19 protein-coding genes are annotated in these 17,293 nt (G+C 41.0%); 10 read left to right on the forward strand and 9 right to left on the reverse strand.

The window, feature by feature from the left end; translation table 11 throughout:
- Window positions 1-38: 38 nt before the first annotated feature.
- On the reverse strand, window positions 39-644 hold the full coding sequence (locus V7K25_RS29560; protein WP_335163140.1) for a hypothetical protein: 606 nt from the start codon (window positions 642-644) through the stop codon (window positions 39-41).
- 98 nt (window positions 645-742) lie between these two features.
- Window positions 743-1,312: a DUF6658 family protein gene (locus tag V7K25_RS29565; protein ID WP_335163142.1), complete on the reverse strand. Its 570-nt coding sequence runs from the start codon at window positions 1,310-1,312 to the stop codon at window positions 743-745.
- Window positions 1,313-1,653: 341 nt separating this feature from the next.
- Here V7K25_RS29565 and V7K25_RS29570 point away from each other — a divergent pair, with 341 nt between their 5' ends.
- On the forward strand, window positions 1,654-2,574 hold the full coding sequence (locus tag V7K25_RS29570; RefSeq protein ID WP_335163144.1) for a lysylphosphatidylglycerol synthase domain-containing protein: 921 nt from the start codon (window positions 1,654-1,656) through the stop codon (window positions 2,572-2,574).
- Between the two features lie 12 nt (window positions 2,575-2,586).
- Here V7K25_RS29570 and V7K25_RS29575 read toward each other — a convergent pair whose 3' ends face one another.
- Together V7K25_RS29575 and V7K25_RS29580 are read right to left on the reverse strand one after the other, a co-directional pair.
- The gene (locus V7K25_RS29575) at window positions 2,587-3,906 is read right to left on the reverse strand and encodes a hypothetical protein (RefSeq protein ID WP_335163148.1); all 1,320 of its coding nucleotides are present in this window, start codon (window positions 3,904-3,906) and stop codon (window positions 2,587-2,589) included.
- Between the two features lie 914 nt (window positions 3,907-4,820).
- Window positions 4,821-4,979: a hypothetical protein gene (locus tag V7K25_RS29580; RefSeq protein WP_335163150.1), complete on the reverse strand. Its 159-nt coding sequence runs from the start codon at window positions 4,977-4,979 to the stop codon at window positions 4,821-4,823.
- Between the two features lie 310 nt (window positions 4,980-5,289).
- Between V7K25_RS29580 and ndhL the strand changes: the two genes are divergently transcribed.
- The 4 genes from ndhL (at window position 5,290) to V7K25_RS29600 (ending at window position 7,717) form a co-directional block, all read left to right on the forward strand.
- Window positions 5,290-5,502: an NAD(P)H-quinone oxidoreductase subunit L gene (gene ndhL / locus V7K25_RS29585; protein WP_100900242.1), complete on the forward strand. Its 213-nt coding sequence runs from the start codon at window positions 5,290-5,292 to the stop codon at window positions 5,500-5,502.
- 24 nt (window positions 5,503-5,526) lie between these two features.
- Entirely contained in the window at window positions 5,527-5,838 is a 312-nt protein-coding gene (locus V7K25_RS29590; RefSeq protein WP_335163152.1) for a DUF3007 family protein, read from the forward strand.
- Between the two features lie 158 nt (window positions 5,839-5,996).
- Window positions 5,997-6,824 carry a tryptophan synthase subunit alpha gene (gene trpA, locus V7K25_RS29595; protein ID WP_335163154.1) on the forward strand — a complete coding sequence of 276 codons (828 nt, stop codon included), beginning with the start codon at window positions 5,997-5,999 and terminating at the stop codon, window positions 6,822-6,824.
- A 236-nt stretch (window positions 6,825-7,060) separates the two neighbouring features.
- Window positions 7,061-7,717, forward strand: coding sequence for a heterocyst differentiation related protein (locus V7K25_RS29600; protein WP_335163156.1), 657 nt, complete (start codon window positions 7,061-7,063; stop codon window positions 7,715-7,717).
- Window positions 7,718-7,919: 202 nt separating this feature from the next.
- Here the strand turns inward: V7K25_RS29600 and V7K25_RS29605 are convergent, their stop codons facing one another.
- Window positions 7,920-8,537 carry a Uma2 family endonuclease gene (locus tag V7K25_RS29605; RefSeq protein WP_335163158.1) on the reverse strand — a complete coding sequence of 206 codons (618 nt, stop codon included), beginning with the start codon at window positions 8,535-8,537 and terminating at the stop codon, window positions 7,920-7,922.
- 9 nt (window positions 8,538-8,546) lie between these two features.
- Window positions 8,547-10,463, reverse strand: coding sequence for a serine/threonine protein kinase (locus V7K25_RS29610; protein WP_335163160.1), 1,917 nt, complete (start codon window positions 10,461-10,463; stop codon window positions 8,547-8,549).
- Between the two features lie 163 nt (window positions 10,464-10,626).
- Here V7K25_RS29610 and V7K25_RS29615 point away from each other — a divergent pair, with 163 nt between their 5' ends.
- Window positions 10,627-11,115, forward strand: coding sequence for a hypothetical protein (locus tag V7K25_RS29615; RefSeq protein WP_335163162.1), 489 nt, complete (start codon window positions 10,627-10,629; stop codon window positions 11,113-11,115).
- Window positions 11,116-11,227: 112 nt separating this feature from the next.
- On the opposite strand, the gene V7K25_RS29620 is transcribed toward V7K25_RS29615, so the two are convergent.
- Window positions 11,228-11,494 (reverse strand): hypothetical protein, encoded by a 267-nt coding sequence (locus V7K25_RS29620; protein ID WP_335163164.1) that lies wholly within the window; start codon window positions 11,492-11,494, stop codon window positions 11,228-11,230.
- Between the two features lie 249 nt (window positions 11,495-11,743).
- On the opposite strand from V7K25_RS29620, the gene V7K25_RS29625 reads away from it, so the two are divergent.
- Window positions 11,744-12,514: an SDR family NAD(P)-dependent oxidoreductase gene (locus V7K25_RS29625; RefSeq protein ID WP_335163166.1), complete on the forward strand. Its 771-nt coding sequence runs from the start codon at window positions 11,744-11,746 to the stop codon at window positions 12,512-12,514.
- A gap of 50 nt (window positions 12,515-12,564) precedes the next feature.
- The gene (locus V7K25_RS29630; RefSeq protein WP_335163168.1) at window positions 12,565-12,915 is read left to right on the forward strand and encodes a hypothetical protein; all 351 of its coding nucleotides are present in this window, start codon (window positions 12,565-12,567) and stop codon (window positions 12,913-12,915) included.
- A gap of 191 nt (window positions 12,916-13,106) precedes the next feature.
- On the opposite strand, the gene V7K25_RS29635 is transcribed toward V7K25_RS29630, so the two are convergent.
- The gene (locus tag V7K25_RS29635; RefSeq protein ID WP_335163169.1) at window positions 13,107-14,594 is read right to left on the reverse strand and encodes a GTP-binding protein; all 1,488 of its coding nucleotides are present in this window, start codon (window positions 14,592-14,594) and stop codon (window positions 13,107-13,109) included.
- 218 nt (window positions 14,595-14,812) lie between these two features.
- Between V7K25_RS29635 and tpiA the strand changes: the two genes are divergently transcribed.
- Together tpiA and folP are read left to right on the forward strand one after the other, a co-directional pair.
- Window positions 14,813-15,544 (forward strand): triose-phosphate isomerase, encoded by a 732-nt coding sequence (gene tpiA / locus V7K25_RS29640; protein WP_335163171.1) that lies wholly within the window; start codon window positions 14,813-14,815, stop codon window positions 15,542-15,544.
- A gap of 52 nt (window positions 15,545-15,596) precedes the next feature.
- Entirely contained in the window at window positions 15,597-16,457 is an 861-nt protein-coding gene (folP, locus tag V7K25_RS29645; protein WP_335163173.1) for a dihydropteroate synthase, read from the forward strand.
- Here the strand turns inward: folP and V7K25_RS29650 are convergent.
- The coding region (locus tag V7K25_RS29650; RefSeq protein WP_335163175.1) for an SPFH domain-containing protein at window positions 16,454-17,293 on the reverse strand (840 nt) is incomplete at its 5' end. The two genes, folP and V7K25_RS29650, sit on opposite strands and share 4 nt — an antisense overlap.

The raw sequence follows: 17,293 nt of genomic DNA on the forward strand, positions 1-17,293 counted from the left end.
GCGCTTTCATATTTTTGCAGAAGATTGAAGAACTAATTTTAATCAACTGCTCTCTTCACTGCATTGCCTGCATCTTCAGCTGTGCGCTGAACATTTTTACCAGCATCCTCAGCTCCACGCTGAACATTCTTTGTCACGCCTTCGGCTGCATTCTGGCTATTTCCCTTAAGATTTTCAATTCCTCGTTGAGTTCCTTTTACAACACCTTTGCGAACTTCTTCAGCTGAACTGCCGACATCTTCACCCAGGTTCTTCACTCTTTCACCAAAGGGTGTACCTTGTTTGTAATTTCGACCATATTGTTCTGGGCTGTCAATTCCCTTCTGATCGATATTTTTTTGAGAATTTTTCGCCAGCGCATCAGATTTGTCATTAGCTGCCTTTTCGTCTCCTTTCCCTCTAGGATCTACATCACTAAAGTTATTTATCCCACCCTCAGGAGAAGAGAGAGGATAATCTTTTGTGGGATCGTATCGTTGTTGAGTATAACTTGATTCCTGATTCTGTGGCTGTGGCTGTGGTGGTTGTGTTGCTACTCCTGGAGCACCACAAGCTTGTGCCATAAATAAGAATATTCCTGCTAAAAAAACAGTTAAAACTTTCAAGGGACGAATGCTTTTGAGCCAATTCATTGCTTTTTTCATACTTCTACTCCTTGCATTTTTGTGACTAACTTAAACTTCAACCAAGACGGCATTTGGAATTAATTTTACATCCAAGGCATTCAGAAAAAATAAGAGTTTTATCTGCCTACTGCTGGATTTCTTTGTAATTCAGGTCTAGCAGCAGCTTCATCTCCCTTATCTTTCAAAAAGCCGGAAGCTTCTTCAACATTCTCTTTTACAGTCTCAAGCCGATCTTGAATCCGCTCTCCTACCTTTGGTTCATCCTGAATCAAACCACCTGGTTCAGGTTTTTGGAAGTCTTTATCTGTGATAATTGGTAGTTCTGCTTCTTTCTCGATTCGACCTGCTGGTGTCTCGGCACCAGGATAAAGGATCTTGGATTCTCTATCTGTTGTAGCAATCAATAATTCCAAACTTGGTTGTAAGCTAGCTTGGTCGCGTCCCTTATTAGCTTTTGGGTTTGCTATTTTCGGATCGGTAGACAATCTGTTGTTAGTATAGTTGTCTCCACCATTTTTATAAGGATTGTTTGCTCCACCAGCCTGTACAGCAGGATTTTGTGGATTTGCACCTTGAGCATTTGCCCCACTACAAGCAGTGCTAACTATCAACAATAGTCCAGCTAAAAAGATAGTTACTATCTGGCGCAATCTTATTTTTTTCAAGAATAGTCTCACAGCGTTCACGTAGTCCTCCTTACCAAAAATATTAATAAGTTAATAATTTGCTGAATCTTTGGAGTGGTCAGCAAGTTATTGTGCTTGTCTTGGTTTGCTCATTCGACAACCTGTTTTAAGGATATGAATAATAAAATACGCTTGACCTCTAGCGCAGGCTACATTTTAATTACTACAAAAATAATATTTTTATCTAACTCTAGAGAGATATAAAATAAAGTAATATAAGTTTCGTAAAAAGAACTACATGAACCTGTTTGATACTTCAAAAGCTTTGAATAGGTCGTTTATATATTGTAATAGTTGAGGCATTGGCCCCTTATTGCTCTAACCGTTAAATTACTAAATTTATGAAGCAATTTTTACGTTGGATAATTTTGGGCGGAACGCTGTTTTTTTTAGCGAAAGCTTTGAAGGATAATTGGATTGGAGTAACTGCTATCCGCATTGATGGGGTAGGATGGGCAATTATAGCGATCGCTACAGGCGTTACTTTATTAGCACATACTTGGGCAGGCTGGATATGGACTTGGATTCTGCAAGAGTTAAATCAACCTGTATCGCCTCCCCAGTTCATCCAGGTTTATCTAAAAACGAACATTGCAAAGTATTTACCAGGTAATATCTGGCATTACTACGGGCGAATTGTCGCCGCCAAAAATGCCAATGTTTCTAATGGTGCAGCCACCTTAAGCGTTTTGCTAGAACCTCTACTCATGCTAACAGCTGCTTTAATTATCATTGTTTTATGCAGCAGCCAATTTGCAGCATCTAATAGTACTTTTGTTCTAAAAATACTACAATTACTGAGTTTAGCTATAGTTCTTTGTGCGATTCATCCTTGGTTTTTAAACCCAGTCATTCGCTTTTTGTACAGATTGAAAGCAAAAAAGTCTGCTGTCACGACTGAAGCAACTGTTCCCTTAAGTCTTAAAAGTTATCCTCTACGGCCTTTATTAGGAGAATTAGGCTTTATGGGACTACGCGCCACTGGGTTTATATTAACTATGTTCGCTCTGGGTTCGTTGAATGTGAATCAAATTCCTTTATTATTAGGAGCTTTTAGCTGCGCTTGGTTGTTAGGGCTTGTGATTCCGGGTGCGCCTGGTGGGTTAGGTGTGTTTGAAGCAACTGCGTATGAACTTTTACGACACCACTTTCCATCTGCGCTAGTATTTAGTGCGATCGCTCTATATCGCCTCATTAGTATTCTAGCTGAAACTGCGGGTGCTGCTTTGGCTTGGTTAGACGAACATCTTGCTAAATCATGAATCAGACGACACTCATTTTTGTCTATCCACCTTCATTTGTGAAAATACCCGATAAGCATCCAGATTTAATTCCGGATTACTGCTTTCGTCTTCTTCCATCTTAATCAAGTTGTATTCTACATTTTCTGCGTAAATTGCAAACGTTATATTAAAAATTTCCATAAAATTAATTACCCACTGACATTCATCTTCAGGATATTTTTCGTAATAACGAATCAAATGAGCAATTTTGATTTCTAAATGCCTACGCGAATTTCTAGAAATCAAAATAGTCTTTAAGAGTATAATCACCAATGTTAAAGAGTGACCTTGAGTAAGTAGTAATACAAATAATAATGAAGGTTCTTTGCCGTTTTCTGTTGTAAAACAATCAATCACTCGATTACAGGCTCTCAAAAAAAATTCTTTAGTGAGAAGTTCTTGATTATAATCTTTCTTCCATAAAGATAAAATTTCTGCGAACCGCTGCCGCAAAGTCTTGACTAATTCTTGATTGTCTACAGAAAAAAATAGATACTTTTCTATACTTGCTTTAAACTGTTCAAGGGTTTGCCCTTGAATTTGCTTGATAAATATATTGGCAATATTTTCATGGCTAAATGCACCTTTTCTTAAAACAATTGCTTTAATTAAACGCAGAACATTATCTCCCAAGACACTAGGATTTTTGTAGCGTGTTCTGCTTGAGACGGCAGATTGAGAACGAGCAATATACATTGCCAGTTCAAACTTATATTTGTCTTTTATCTGTCTATAAAGCTTTTTGGCAGCATCTTGCTGCTCTCTTGGATTATTTTCATTAACAGATTGAGCAACCAACAAATAGGAAGTGTAGCGATTAGCCCAATGACCTTTATGTAATTCGTCATGTTTAGCGGCAAATAGTTTTATTTCTTGATAGTCTTTGCTGCTTATAAAATTCTCTAGCCAGCTTTTACAGATATTTAACCCTGGTAAATAACTGGCTTTTATTTTTAAATTTTTAATGTCAAATAAATCAACTAATTTTTGGATGTATTTATCTTTTCTAGTAGTTTTCCAAGTATTAATTATTATATATATACACCGTTTAAGTGTATTGCGAAACTCATGTTCTTTATCATTTAAAAAAATCTTATATATTTCAGGTATAGAATGAGAATATTCTAAATCAAGACCGTCTATAAAAAAAGCTTTGAATTCGCACAAGACTTCATCTGGCGACATTGTATTGACAATTCTTATGAAGAAGCTATAAACCTCTTCTTGTGCAATTTGCACATTTACTTGTCTAGAGTTAGACGTAATACAATGCGGATATTCTTGACTAATTGATAAACTATTAGCGGTCATTCCAGTTATCAGGATCAAAAAGTTTCCTGTTCATATTATTACCAGCTTAACCTTGGTAAACAATAGTATCAATCTATTCTTCTGAGATTCAGTAATCTTTTTACACAAATTTGATAAACTCCGGCTATAGATAAAGTATTAAACAATTTATGTTTAATACTTTATCTAATACTCCAGTGGAATTGCTTACTTCCATAGCGATTTTCTTTTGAATAAACTACACGGCTAGGGACACGGTATTACCCATACGTGTCAACTTAAGCTTAACTATTGGCTTCAACTAAACTTACATACTACAAGCTTTAGTCTACTTCAGTAGACTAAAGAGATTCTTAAGTATATACTTACTCATCCTCAGATGAATTTTCCTATTAGCAAGGAACTTGAGTTCCTTACGGAGCATGATTTTTAGGTTAAGTTGACACTAATGGACATTACCGTGTCCCTATTTGTGTTCATTTATTCATTATGCGAAAAGACCTCTATACAAGGTATAGAAGTCTTTTCGCGTGTCAAATGGGGGTGGAGGGACTTGAACCCACACGACCTTTTACGGTCAACGGATTTTCATTCTCCCGCAGTTTTCACTGCTACCTGATGGCTTTAGCAAAATCAGGTTTTAAGAATTGGACTCTCCCTTTACCCTCGGCTTAACGTTAGGGTAGCTCCCGTCGGGTCTCTGCACCTTCCCTTAATTTTGGATTTTGGATTAAAGACTAATCGTAAATCTAAAATCGCAAATCTAAAATTTCTGGGCTTGGCTCAGGATTGCCATGTCTGTCACCAGATTTAGGTTTCCCTGAGTTTGAGAGCTTCCACTTGAGGGATTTCTCCTTCAAGGCTCAGTTATCTAAGTCCGTAGCGTCTACCATTCCGCCACACCCCCGCAGGTGTTTTGCAACTAGTATAACTAGTTATTCTTTAGAGGCAGCAAATACCTCCTCATCTATTCCACCATCAATTGTGTCTTTTGTCCAACTAGATTGAAAATATTTTTTCCAGATTGGGCGATCGCTTTCTAAAGTCACAAGTTTTACTTGTTTTTTCGTAAGCAATCTGGATGAGTTTTCCATCTTGTTTTACTAAAACGTTTTTTATGGCAGATTTAATACCATAGCATAATACTACCTTTTGTCAATCAATCTGGACATAGACAAGAAATTCTGGGGTAGTTATGTTAACCAAGAGGCAAGGGAGCAGGAACCAAGGGGAAGAAGACAAAGGGACAAAGAAAATTGGAGACAAGGGAAAAAACTTATAGCAAGTTCTCACCCCTTGTCTCCCCTGCGCCCTGCCTCTTCTTTAAAAGCGTCATAACTATACTTTCCTCAGTTTCGCTCTTCAGCCTATGATGGAAAACAGAAGCTTAAGACTTGAAAGTTTATGATTGTCGCCCTGCTGTATCTGATTTTGGCTGGAGCTTACCTTCTGGTAATCCCAATTGCTATTTTGCTGTACCTGAAGCAGCGTTGGTATGTAGCTACCTCCATCGAGCGTACCTTTATGTACTTTTTGGTGTTCTTCTTCTTTCCGGGTTTATTGGTTCTATCGCCGTTTCTAAATTTTCGACCCCAACGGCGACAAATTGAAGTTTAACTAAATTGGTAGGTCATAACTCTCATGCGACGGATTGACGCTATTGGAATTGGCTTGGGCGTTTTTATTGCTGGCGGCTTGGCTTATATGGGATTGCAGCTAGTCGGTTTGGATAATCAGCAAGCTGGGATATGGAGCCAAGTTTTACTAGTCAGTGGGTTAGTTGGCTGGTTAGCCACCTATTTTTTCCGTGCGGTGGGACAAAAAATGACCTACCACCAACAACGGGAACAGTATGAGCAAGACTTTCTGCAAAAACGGTTAGATGAGCTTACTCCCGAAGAACTAGCACGAATTCAAGCCCAAATAGAACAAGAAGAGCAATCTCAGGTGTAAAGTTATCATTGGTCGTTTGTCGTTTGTTGAGTTACAAATGACCAACGACCAATATCGCAAGGTGGAAGTCACAAGTCAAAATTCAAAAGAATTGTATTCCAAGCTTTTGCACCATTTGAAATGGTATGTTTATTTACACCGTGCTGTACTAGTGACTAATGACTGCGATTTCTGATTGCTTTGAAACCCTTGGGAAAAATGGTGAGTGCGCTCTAATTCCGTTTATTACTGCTGGCGATCCAGATTTAGAAACAACAGCAAAAGCCTTGCAGATTCTAGATCGTAGTGGAGCCGACATTATAGAACTGGGTATACCCTATTCCGATCCTCTGGCTGATGGGCCAGTAATTCAAGCTGCTGCGACTCGCGCTTTACAAAGGGGGACGAAATTAGAGCAGGTGCTAGAAATGTTGCAAGGGATTACTCCCAAATTGCGATCGCCTATTATCCTATTTATCTACTACAACCCAATTCTGCACCAGGGAATTGAAAAATTCCTCTCTTCACTTGCTGCGGCTGGCGTTGCAGGATTAGTAGTACCAGATTTGCCTTTGGAAGAAGCAGCAGGTTTGCTCCAAGTAGCTCGTGAGAAGGGAATTGACGTAATCTTGTTGATAGCGCCCACCAGTTCTGCCCAACGGATAGAAGCCATCGCTCATTCTTCCCAAGGATTTATTTATTTAGTCAGCGTCACAGGAGTTACAGGGGTGCGATCGCAACTGGAAAACCGCGTGTCTGATTTACTTAAACAAATTCGTAGTGTTACGGATAAACCCATCGGTGTAGGCTTTGGTATCTCCGAACCAACGCAAGCCCGTCAGGTAAAGGAATGGGGCGCAGATGCAGCAATTGTTGGTAGTGCTTTTGTGAAACGGTTAGCAGAAGGTACTCCAGAGCAAGGACTTTCGGCGATCGCCCAATTTTGCCAAAGTCTCAAGGCTGCCATTAAGACCACCAGCACCAGTACAAATACTCCTCTTGATTAGACCAATAAAGTAGATTAAAAAAGTATAACAGCGCAGTTTTTCTATGCTTGTTTGGTAGACAATTTGACCGTTATGGTTTTGAATATTAACATCAGATATCATGATGTAAAAAAACTAGCTGATCCGGTCGCTTATAGTTTGAGTATTATGTGAAGTCAAGTAGGCATAATTTATGAGTGTGAGAGTGAGTCAGTTACAAATAGTTATAATTAGGTCGCAATTGAGGAGCAAAGGCGATGAGTGAGAGTATGGCGTTTATCGGTGGGGTTGCTGTAGCTGGGCTGGCGGCTCTCGTATTGCTCAAAGGAACAAATACCCCCCTACAGTCTAACTTTGCTGTTGCTCCGCAAATGCCAGGAACTGTAGTAGCGCCGGGAATTCAGCCACAAATGTATCCTTATGGGCCTTATGGGCAACCAATGTATCCCACTCAGCCACCCACTGCTCCTAATGCTGACCAGCGTCTGGAGATGGAGAAGTTGAACACGCAGATGCAGTTGGAGCGTTTAAAAAACGACAATGAACAGCTGAAGGTGCAAAATCAACAACTCCAGGGCCAAGTTCAAAATTTCAATACTCAGCAGCAGTGGCAATTAGCCCAGCAGAATAACCAACAAAAAGTAACAACACTCCAGCCTCAAAGTTCTTGGTGGTCTTCACCCGTGCTTTGGGCTGTAGGAGGCGCAACTCTCACTATTGGTGGTGGTGTTGTCGTCGCTGGTGTATTGGCTTTATTCTCACCACGGCAGCGTCCAGCCCGGACTGTACAAGTGATTCACCCTTACCAAGGAAATACACCACCCTTGGTTCCAGTGCGTCGTGCTGAGTTTTTGCCTGCTTCGCGGATGGAAGCAAGACGAGTTGAAGCCCCAGAATACGACGAAATGCACTAATCGGGAAAATAAAACCACAGATAATTAAATAGAGGGTGGAAGGAGGCGAGAGTCGCTTGCCTCATTCCACTCTGATGCATGTACGATTATCATTTTCAATCAGACTATTTTGAGTAATCTAACTGATTGACAAAAGGCGCTTAATCTTAGCCTCTCATCGATAATGCATAGCTGATTATCCTTTAAATAGTGAATTCAATATTTATTGACCAGCTTTGAAAATTTGTTCTGCCGTCAAAATTAAGTCAGGGAAACTAGGAGATATAATGCGATTGCTACCCCGAAACTGACTGACTTGGTATTCTCCATCAATTAGTTGATAAACTGAAACAGTGGGTTGTTTGGGATTACCAATAAACTTCCTAGCCCCCAATGCTGCATAGTCAACAATCCAATATTCAGGGATACCCATTTCTTCATAATCGGCAAGTTTCAGATAATAATCATCGCGCCAATTGGTACTGACAACCTCAATCACTAAAGGAATCGATGCACCCTTAGTAAGAGTAGAAGACTTTTCCCAAAAAGGTTCATCAACCAAAGCAGCGTCATTTAGTATTAATACATCAGGGAAATAACCTGATTCTCTTTCTGGTGTTTTTACAATTGCTTGATTGGGAATAAAATAGGGGAGATTTAATCGTCTAAACTCTAAAGTCAATTCAGCCGCCGAAAATCCTTTTATCCTTTCATGTTTCCCCGTAGGCTGTGACATTTCGACAATTTCCCCATTGTGCAATTCATAGCGTACCGCAGAGTTTTCAGGATACCAGGTGATAAATTCGTCACAGGTAACTATTTTTGGTAAGGCTTGGGTCATGATGATTGATTACTGTGGGTTTGCCTTAGTATTGGGATTCTCTGGATTAGCAGGTTGGTTAGTATCGGGAAGTTTTTGTTGGGTACTCTTTTGATTACCTTGATTTCCTAGTTTAGTTAGTGCCTGTTTTGCTAGATTCTGTGCTGCTTGTTTAAATAATGGTTCTATTCTGTTTCGCCAATATTTAGTATTAGGCAACTTTTCTGGATGGTTTCTATAATCTAAAACTTTATCCCATTTACCATCATCTATTGCTTTGTTAATTTCATTAGATAACGCCTCTGCCTTAGCCCAATCATCTTGCCACTGGGCAATCATTTTGCCCGTCTCTTGGATACCAGAAGCAGCATTTGCCGGAACCGATTTTAAAAGTGCGATCGCTCTAACTATATCTCCTGATTCATACTTCTGTCTTGCTTGTTCTATAATATTAGTACTGTTATCATTAGAGTGCGATCGCTCTATTTTGGCAGCATCGTCAGTTGACCCCTTCAACTTTTCTGGTAATGGAGTTACTACATCCTTAAATTTTGGCTTTGCCTTGGGAGTCGGTTGAGTCGCAATCAAGCTATTATCATCTACAATCGTAGTTGCAATACCTTTTTCGCGCAGGCAAGAAGCCCATTCTTGATTATTTGTTATCACATTCGAGCGTACCCAAGCCGAATCACGAGAGTTAAGTTTAACTTCTATCCAACCTCGTTTTGTCCGTTTGCCAGTCACCTCAAAACTGGTCTTATCGGCAACTGTTTGCACAACATTATCAGAATTTATCGAACTAGGTTCAGAACGAATATTAGAATTTCTGGTGACAATAGCCGAGCATTTGTTTGCTAAAGCAGTATCGTTACCTGTAATATTAAAACCTAAATTTTTCACTGGAGATATATTTGCTACCAAAGCAGCTGTACCACCTGCCAATAATATGCCAATTAATATCGGCCATGGGTCAGATTTCTCAGAGTCTTTACGCGCAGGTTTAGCGGGGACAGGATTTGCTGGTGCAACTGCAACAGTTTGCAACCGAGATACTTGAGGTTGGGATTTGGCAGTTTGGTAACTAGAATTTTTGGCGGATTCTTGAGGTGTGGAAAGTGCAGAGACAGGATTAATCGCCTCTTTACATGCTTGCAGTGCTTGGGTGGCGTTTAGGTAGCGGTCTTTGAAGTGATAACGCACCATCTTAGTCAAAACTGCCGCTAGTCGAAGGTTCACGGTTACTGAATGACGCCATATGATTTCCCCCGTTTCTGGGTCTTCTTGCAATTCTGTTGGCGATAATCCTGTTAGTGCTTGAATGGCGATAATGCCGAGGGAATATATATCACTGTTGGGGCGGGGTTTACCTTGCCCTTGTTCAGTGGGCATATAGCCAGGAGTTCCAATAACTACTGTAGCAGAGGGTTGTCCACCTGCTGTTACCAGTTGTGTACGCAGTTGTTTCACTGCCCCAAAGTCTACTAAAACTAACTTATTATCTGAGGCGCGACGGATGATATTATCTGGTTTGATATCGCGGTGAATCACGCCTTGGCAGTGGACGAATTCGAGAATTTCCAGAACTTCTTGTAATAGTTGAATTACTTCGCTTTCACTCCAGCGCTTACCAGGTATAAGTTCCTCGGCTAGGGTATGCCCTTCAATATATTCTTGTACTAAATAAAATTCTTGGTTTTCGTCAAAGTACGCCAGCAGCCTGGGTATTTGGTCATGATTGCCCAGTTTTTCTAAAGTTTCGGCTTCGCTGTTGAACAGACGTTTAGCAGTATCAAAAACTCTGGGGTCAGTTCCGGGTTTGAGGTGCTTGACAACGCAGAGGGGATTGCCAGGCCGCCTAGTATCTTGGGCAATATAGGTTTGACCAAATCCTCCCATTGCGAGGACTCGAATTACTTGGTAACGATGGTCTAGTAGCTTGCCTATCATGTTCACTCCCCAGAGTTATTACCTAATTTTCCAGCTGGTAATAAATATCTCCAAATTTTCTTCAATGAAATCCGCTATCTTGAGAAAAGATTTAGATTAAAAACGCAGCTTTTTAATAAACGCAGACTGTTTATTTTTCTTTTAGTGCCCCTGTTTACTACCAATGCCACCTAAAATAACAAACTCAGTTGCATGGCAGCAGGCTGAAATCCTCATGCAACCTGCTTTCATTCGCGTTATCGACAATATCCGCAAGCAGCTTGATGAATCTTCCTGGACGGGAACTTACCACGATGTCTTGATTTGGCCGCCTAGCACCACTGATGAAATCAAAGCATTGGTGACTGAGCTATTGCAAGCAATGGAAACTGCAACACCCCAAGAAGCAGATGAAATCAAAGAGACTCTGGCTCGTCTGCCGATGCCCCATCCAGGATATCATCTACGTTTACAGCGTCAACAGCAAGAAGCAAGTATCGATTTATGGGAACTGTGTTATCAAGTGTGTTTTCTTGAATACAACCCAGGGAAGGAAAGCGCTGATATTGATACTAGCTTAATCGATGAACTCGGTGAAGTCGATTGGCTGCGTTTGGATGCTAAGTCCAAGGAGTTAGTTGAGGAGGCGTTTGCTAAATTGCCACAGGATTAACAAATATAAATACCCTTAAAATAGAATTCTGGGGTTATACGAACATAGCCCACCTGTGTGGGCTAATGAGTTAATGCGATCGCTTTTTCAAGCTATCTGGAATATCGGTCTATCAAGAGTCTGCCCATTCACGCACACGCTCATGTGCTACTCCTGCGCCTGTCCTACGGTATGCTTCCAGAGCTTTACGGCTTTGCTCAACCATTTGGGCTTGGGTCAGTGGCTGAAAATTTAATGTTGTATCTATTTCACCGTAATCAAAGATTTCTTCTATACTTTGAGTAGATTCATGACTGAGTAACTGCTCAAAATCTTCTAAGTCTCCATCAGTTACAGTCAACCATGTTTTGAGCAGACTTTTTACCTGTTCTCCTGGCAATGCCTCAAGATGCGCTAAAATTTGCTGTTTAATATTGTTGGCTGTTATAAGTATGAGATTTTTAGCGCCATTTTATTAAAATTCCACGTTTCACCAGCATATCTAATTTTAACTTGTTGGTCTGACGGTGAGCCTTACTAGAATGGATATTTGGGGAACTGGATGGTTGATCTTAGCTTTGCTCCATTAATCTGAATCTTGGAAGTTTCCTTAATTGCGCAGATAAAAATTGTAAAGCTATGAATTGATATGTCTTTTATCAATGAAATTAATCCTGTTAACGCATTGATTGTGGGAGCCAGCCAAGGTATTGGTTTGGGTTTTGTAAAAAAATTACTACAAGATGACAGAATAGCCAAAATTTATGCAACTTCTCGTCAACCGGAATCAGCCTCAGATTTAATAGCTCTTACAGGCGAACATTTTGAACGATTAATTTGTTTAAAGATGGATATTACTGACGAATTGCAGATTGTTGAAGCTGTTCAAAAAATACGTACCCAAGTTGACAAACTGCATTTGGTAGTCAACTGTGTAGGACTGTTGCATGAAGAAACTTTGCAACCTGAAAAAAGCTTAAGACAGATAAATTCAGAAAATTTGCTGCGCTACTTTCAAATAAATAGTATTGGTGCTGTCTTACTGGCTAAACATCTATTGCCTTTGTTCCGTCATGGAGAACGCAGCGTCTTTACCACTATTTCTGCTAAATTAGGCAGTATTGGCGATAACCAACTTGGTGGATGGTATGGCTATCGCGCTTCTAAAGCAGCACTCAATATGTTGATGCGAACTGCGGCAATTGAGTATAAAAGAAGTTGTCCTAAAGCATTAATAGTGACATTGCATCCTGGTACAACTGATACGCACCTTTCCCGTCCCTTCCAGGGAAATATACCTGCGGAAAAATTATTCTCAGTGGAACGCACTGTTACCCAATTACTGAGTGTCATAGAACAGCTTCAAGAAGGCGATAGTGGACAGTTTTTCTCATGGGATGGGAGCAGATTGCCTTGGTAACTGCGTTACGCTGGTGCTAGTGAAATTTACGTTACTTCTAACCAAAGCCTATGAAGTTTTTTGTGCCAGCAGCTAAGGATGATATTAAAGCAGAGCAGGTGTATAGTGCTTTTGCTCGGTCTGTCAAAGTACCAATAACCGAAAAGCGTATTTGGAAGTTACAGTGGCGTGATAACGAAATTGATATGGAATGCGAGGTAGGTAAACCTTTACCATCCTCTTATCAAACGGGGAAAGAGCTAGTTATGGCAATCTTTGAGTGCGAAAACCTTTATAAGATTTGTACTCTTACCCGTGGAGGAGTAAAGGGAGAGCCTATCTTGGCTGGAAAAAACTCTCAATCTTTAGCAACTTATTTTTCAGATAATATGACATCTCAGACAGTGCAGCGTAATCATTAATAATAGAGAAAATCTATCGGCAATTATGCTTAAAAGGTTAAAAGTTAGAAGACCGGAGTTTGAGTTTAGAACTTGATATTTAGAGTTTTGAAGCTCAAATTCTGAGTTCTGAGGTCAAAATTCTGCATAATTAGGGTGGGTATCTCGCCCATAGTCAAATGCTGGCTAATTCATTTTTATTAACTCCACATTTATGCATTATTTCTAAATTTTACCTTGTGGAGTAATTCATCTTTAATGCGGTTGAGAATTGAAGTCTCATCCAGGTTTGCCAAAATACGATTAATTACTGGTTTTGGCCCATCAGGCCCCCAAGTCGCACCGTTGGCTAAATAAACTTTGGTAACTTGTCCAATCCCGTAAGAAGAAACACCAGCTACTCCCGCTTGCGTAATTGCCACCGATATATAAGGGCCAAGGGCAGCACCTGCGGTAGCTGTTGCAGAGATACCAAGTAAAGTTTTTAATCCACTCAAGCCCAAATTTGCCAACAGTTCACTAGCACCAATTCCGCCCATACTTAGGGCAATTCTTTGTAGCAATTGTACAGCCCCGGCTTCCGTCATAGAGAAGCCATAGAGTTTAGATAAACCCAAAATCAGAGCAATATCAATTACCACACTACTCAGAATATCTACCACAGTTATGGGATTAAGTGCGATCGCTAATGCTTTAGTCATCACAGCCTTCCAAATCAACTCATTAGCATTCACCTCCCGAATCATCAGTTTTCGTTCTATCAACTGCTCATTTACGATATCGGCATAAAGCATGGTATTGAGGGCAACCAAAGCTTTACCCTCACGGTGCAGAATCTCCAAGATTTTCAGCTTGAGTTCCTCAACTTGGGCATTACCTGTACGCAACTGTATGCCCCTAGTACCATCAGGGCGACGAATCGCCGTCTTTACCAATGGCGATGCCGCAGCCATGACAATTTCCAAAGGTGTGAGCAATTCCCGCACTCTTTCATCCCGGATTTTGTGATAAATTGCCATCCGGTCTGCTTCTGGATACTGGTCTACTTTGTTAAATACCAAAATGATCGGTTTACCTGCTTCCCGCAACTGAGAAAGGGCGGCGTATTCTAGCTTTGTCATGTCGCCAGATATCACAAACAGAATCAAATCCGCAAGTTTTGCAATCTGTTCAGCTAACGCGGCACGAGTTGCACCATCTACTTCGTCTAACCCAGGAGTGTCAATTAATTCCACCTGGGATTGACCTACACCAGGGAGAGTAACTCGCAAAGCATGTTCAGTTTCCCCAATCGCTTCCTCATTAATACTCCAATTGACTCTTTGTGCAGCACGAGTCACACCATGCAGCGGCCCAGTTTCAAATACTGTTTGCCCAACCAAAGCATTGAGTAGAGAAGATTTACCACGTCCCACCATGCCAAAAACCGCAATCTGCACTACCATGCGGTCTAACTTCCCTAGCATAGTTTCCAAATCAGCAATTTCCGTCTCTAACCCGATTTTTTCTTGGGGGGTGAGATCGAGATTAGCTACCAAGTTTCGTAGCGCCGTTTGTGCTTGTTTATAGTTCAGTTCCGTCTGAATGTCTTCAAAACTGAAAATGGCACTATCCAGTTCTTCTTCCCAACTGAGAGAATTTGCGTCAGTGTTAGCGGAATCGCTTTGATGAGGTTCAGGCATGGGTAGTGTCGAAGTCATATTAATTTTAGATTCTAGATTTTAGATTTTAGATTTTAGATTTTAGATTTTAGATACACCCCCTTTACTATCCTAGTTATTTTTAGAAGCGGTTTGGTGAGATGAGGCAGACAAAGCAGACAAGGGGAATAAGTATGCCCAATGACTAATGACTAGCAAAAAGTCATAAACTGAAAAATGCATCTAAATAACTCGTTAGGATCTGGACTAAATTAACTGTGCGGAAAATTGTTATTGCCGGCAACTGGAAAATGTACAAAACCCAGGCAGAGACCCAGGAGTTTTTACAAGGATTTCTGCCCCACTTAGAGGAAGCCCCCCAAGGGCGAGAAGTGATATTGTGCCCTCCGTTCACTGATTTAAGTGTTTTGTCTAAGAGTTTGCACGGTAGTCTCATCCAACTGGGGGCACAAAATGTTCACTGGGAAGAATATGGAGCCTACACGGGTGAGATTTCTGCCCCAATGCTGACAGAACTTGGTGTGCGCTTTGTGATTGTCGGTCATAGTGAACGACGACAATACTTTTGTGAAACGGACGCAACCGTTAATCTACGTCTCCGAACTGCTCAAAGGTTTGGTTTGACCCCTATTCTCTGTGTTGGCGAAACTAAACAACAACGAGATGCGGGAGAAGCTGAATCACTGATTTCTCTCCAACTCGACAAAGGCTTGGTAGATATCGATCAGGATAATTTGGTGATTGCATATGAACCGATTTGGGCAATTGGTACTGGTGACACTTGTGAAGTAACGGAGGCGAATCGGATAATTGGCTTAATTCGTAGCCAGTTGAGTAATCCAAATGTATCAATTCAATATGGTGGCTCAGTTAAGCCGAACAATATTGATGAGATCATGGCTCAACCAGAAATTGATGGTGTTTTAGTCGGAGGAGCAAGTTTGGAAGCTGAGAGTTTCGCTCGAATTGTAAATTTTCAGTCGCTGTAATGTGCTTTATTCTCGTTCCCATGCTCTGCATGGGAATGCCTAATGTAGATTTATGTCAAGCAACTTGATAATTCGAGGACGCTGTTTCGAGTGGGGACAGCGCACTTATTTGATGGGGATTTTGAATGTAACGCCTGATAGCTTTAGTGATGGGGGTGAGTTTAACACTACCTCTGCCGCTTTAGTACAGGCGCAAGCACTGGTGGCTGCTGGTGCTGACATTATCGATGTGGGGGGTCAATCAACTCGACCAGGGGCAAAGCAAATAACTCTGGCACAGGAACTTGACCGGGTGTTATCGGTGTTACAGGTGCTAAGACCAGAAATTTCAATCCCGATTTCTGTTGATACCACCCGTGCTGCTGTAGCCAAGGCATCTGTAGAAGCTGGAGCGGATATTATTAATGATATTTCTGGCGGCACTTTTGACTCAGAAATGTTACTAACAGTTGCAGAGTTAGGTGTACCGATTATTTTAATGCATATCCGGGGAACACCGCAGACAATGCAGCAACACACTGATTATCAAGATTTGCTCGGAGAAATTTATAGTTTTTTAGGTCGGCAAATTGGGGTAGCAACTGCTGCGGGCATTGACCGGGATAAAATTATTATTGATCCTGGTATTGGTTTTGCTAAGAACTATGAGCAAAATTTAGAGATTTTTCGCTGCTTGCGATCGCTCTTACCACTCAATTGTCCTATCTTGGTAGGAGCATCCCGTAAAAGTTTTATTGGTCGCATTTTAAACCAACCAGATCCCAAAGCACGAGTTTGGGGAACGGCAGCAGCTTGTTGTGCTGCTATTCTTAATGGCGCTGATATCCTCAGAGTTCACGATGTTCAAGAAATGCGTGATGTTTCACTAGTAGCCGATGCGCTACTGAGACAAGCCGTACAGGGTAACTCTTAAGTATTACCATTTTCGTGTTTTTTGCCGTTACCTTCTGTAATTGCCGACTCGGCTATCAACTCCTGAAACATTTCAGTTGAGTTAGCAGGGTCTACAAAGACAATTTTGGCATTATTGCTCTCACCAAGTTTTTGGCTGGCATCTACGTAATCTTGAGCCACGAGATACCGCAGAATGTCTCTACTATCTGGATTGGAACGGAGAGCTTGAGAAATGATTTGCACTGAGGCCATAGTTCCTTCTGCTTTTTTAATGGCAGCTTCTTTTTCCCCTTCTGCTTCGGTAATCAGCGCTCGTTTTTTGATTACAGCAGCTTGCTCCTCTTCCCTCGATTTTCGTACACTCTCAGGTAAGGTAATTCTTTGAATATCTAACCTGAGAATATCAACTCCCCAATCTGCCGTTATATTATTCAACTCGAATAACAGGGCTGAGTGCATCTCCACTCTGGAGACATTGGTCTGCTCTAAGGTGTTCTGGGCAATGATTTCTCGGAGCGTGGTTGTAGTCACCTGTGCCAATGCCCCTTGCAGATCCTCAATAGCGTAAAAGCTTTTCTCAATATCTTTGATGCGCCAGTACACAATAGCGTCCACTTCCACAGAAATATTATCTTGGGTGATCACATCCTGAGGCTTGATGTCTAAAATTTGCTCTCGCGTGGTATCTTCCATCACAATTTGATCTACCAAGGGAACAATAAAGTTCAGCCCAGGTTTTAGTTTCCTATGATACTGCCCCAGGCGTTCGACTAGGGCTTCATTACCTTGATTAATCAGTTTTGCAGAACCTAAGGCATAACCTATAAGCACTAAAACTATAAAAATGATTGGCTC

The sequence above is a fragment of the Nostoc sp. genome, assembly GCF_036919495.1.
Taxonomy (GTDB): domain Bacteria; phylum Cyanobacteriota; class Cyanobacteriia; order Cyanobacteriales; family Nostocaceae; genus Nostoc.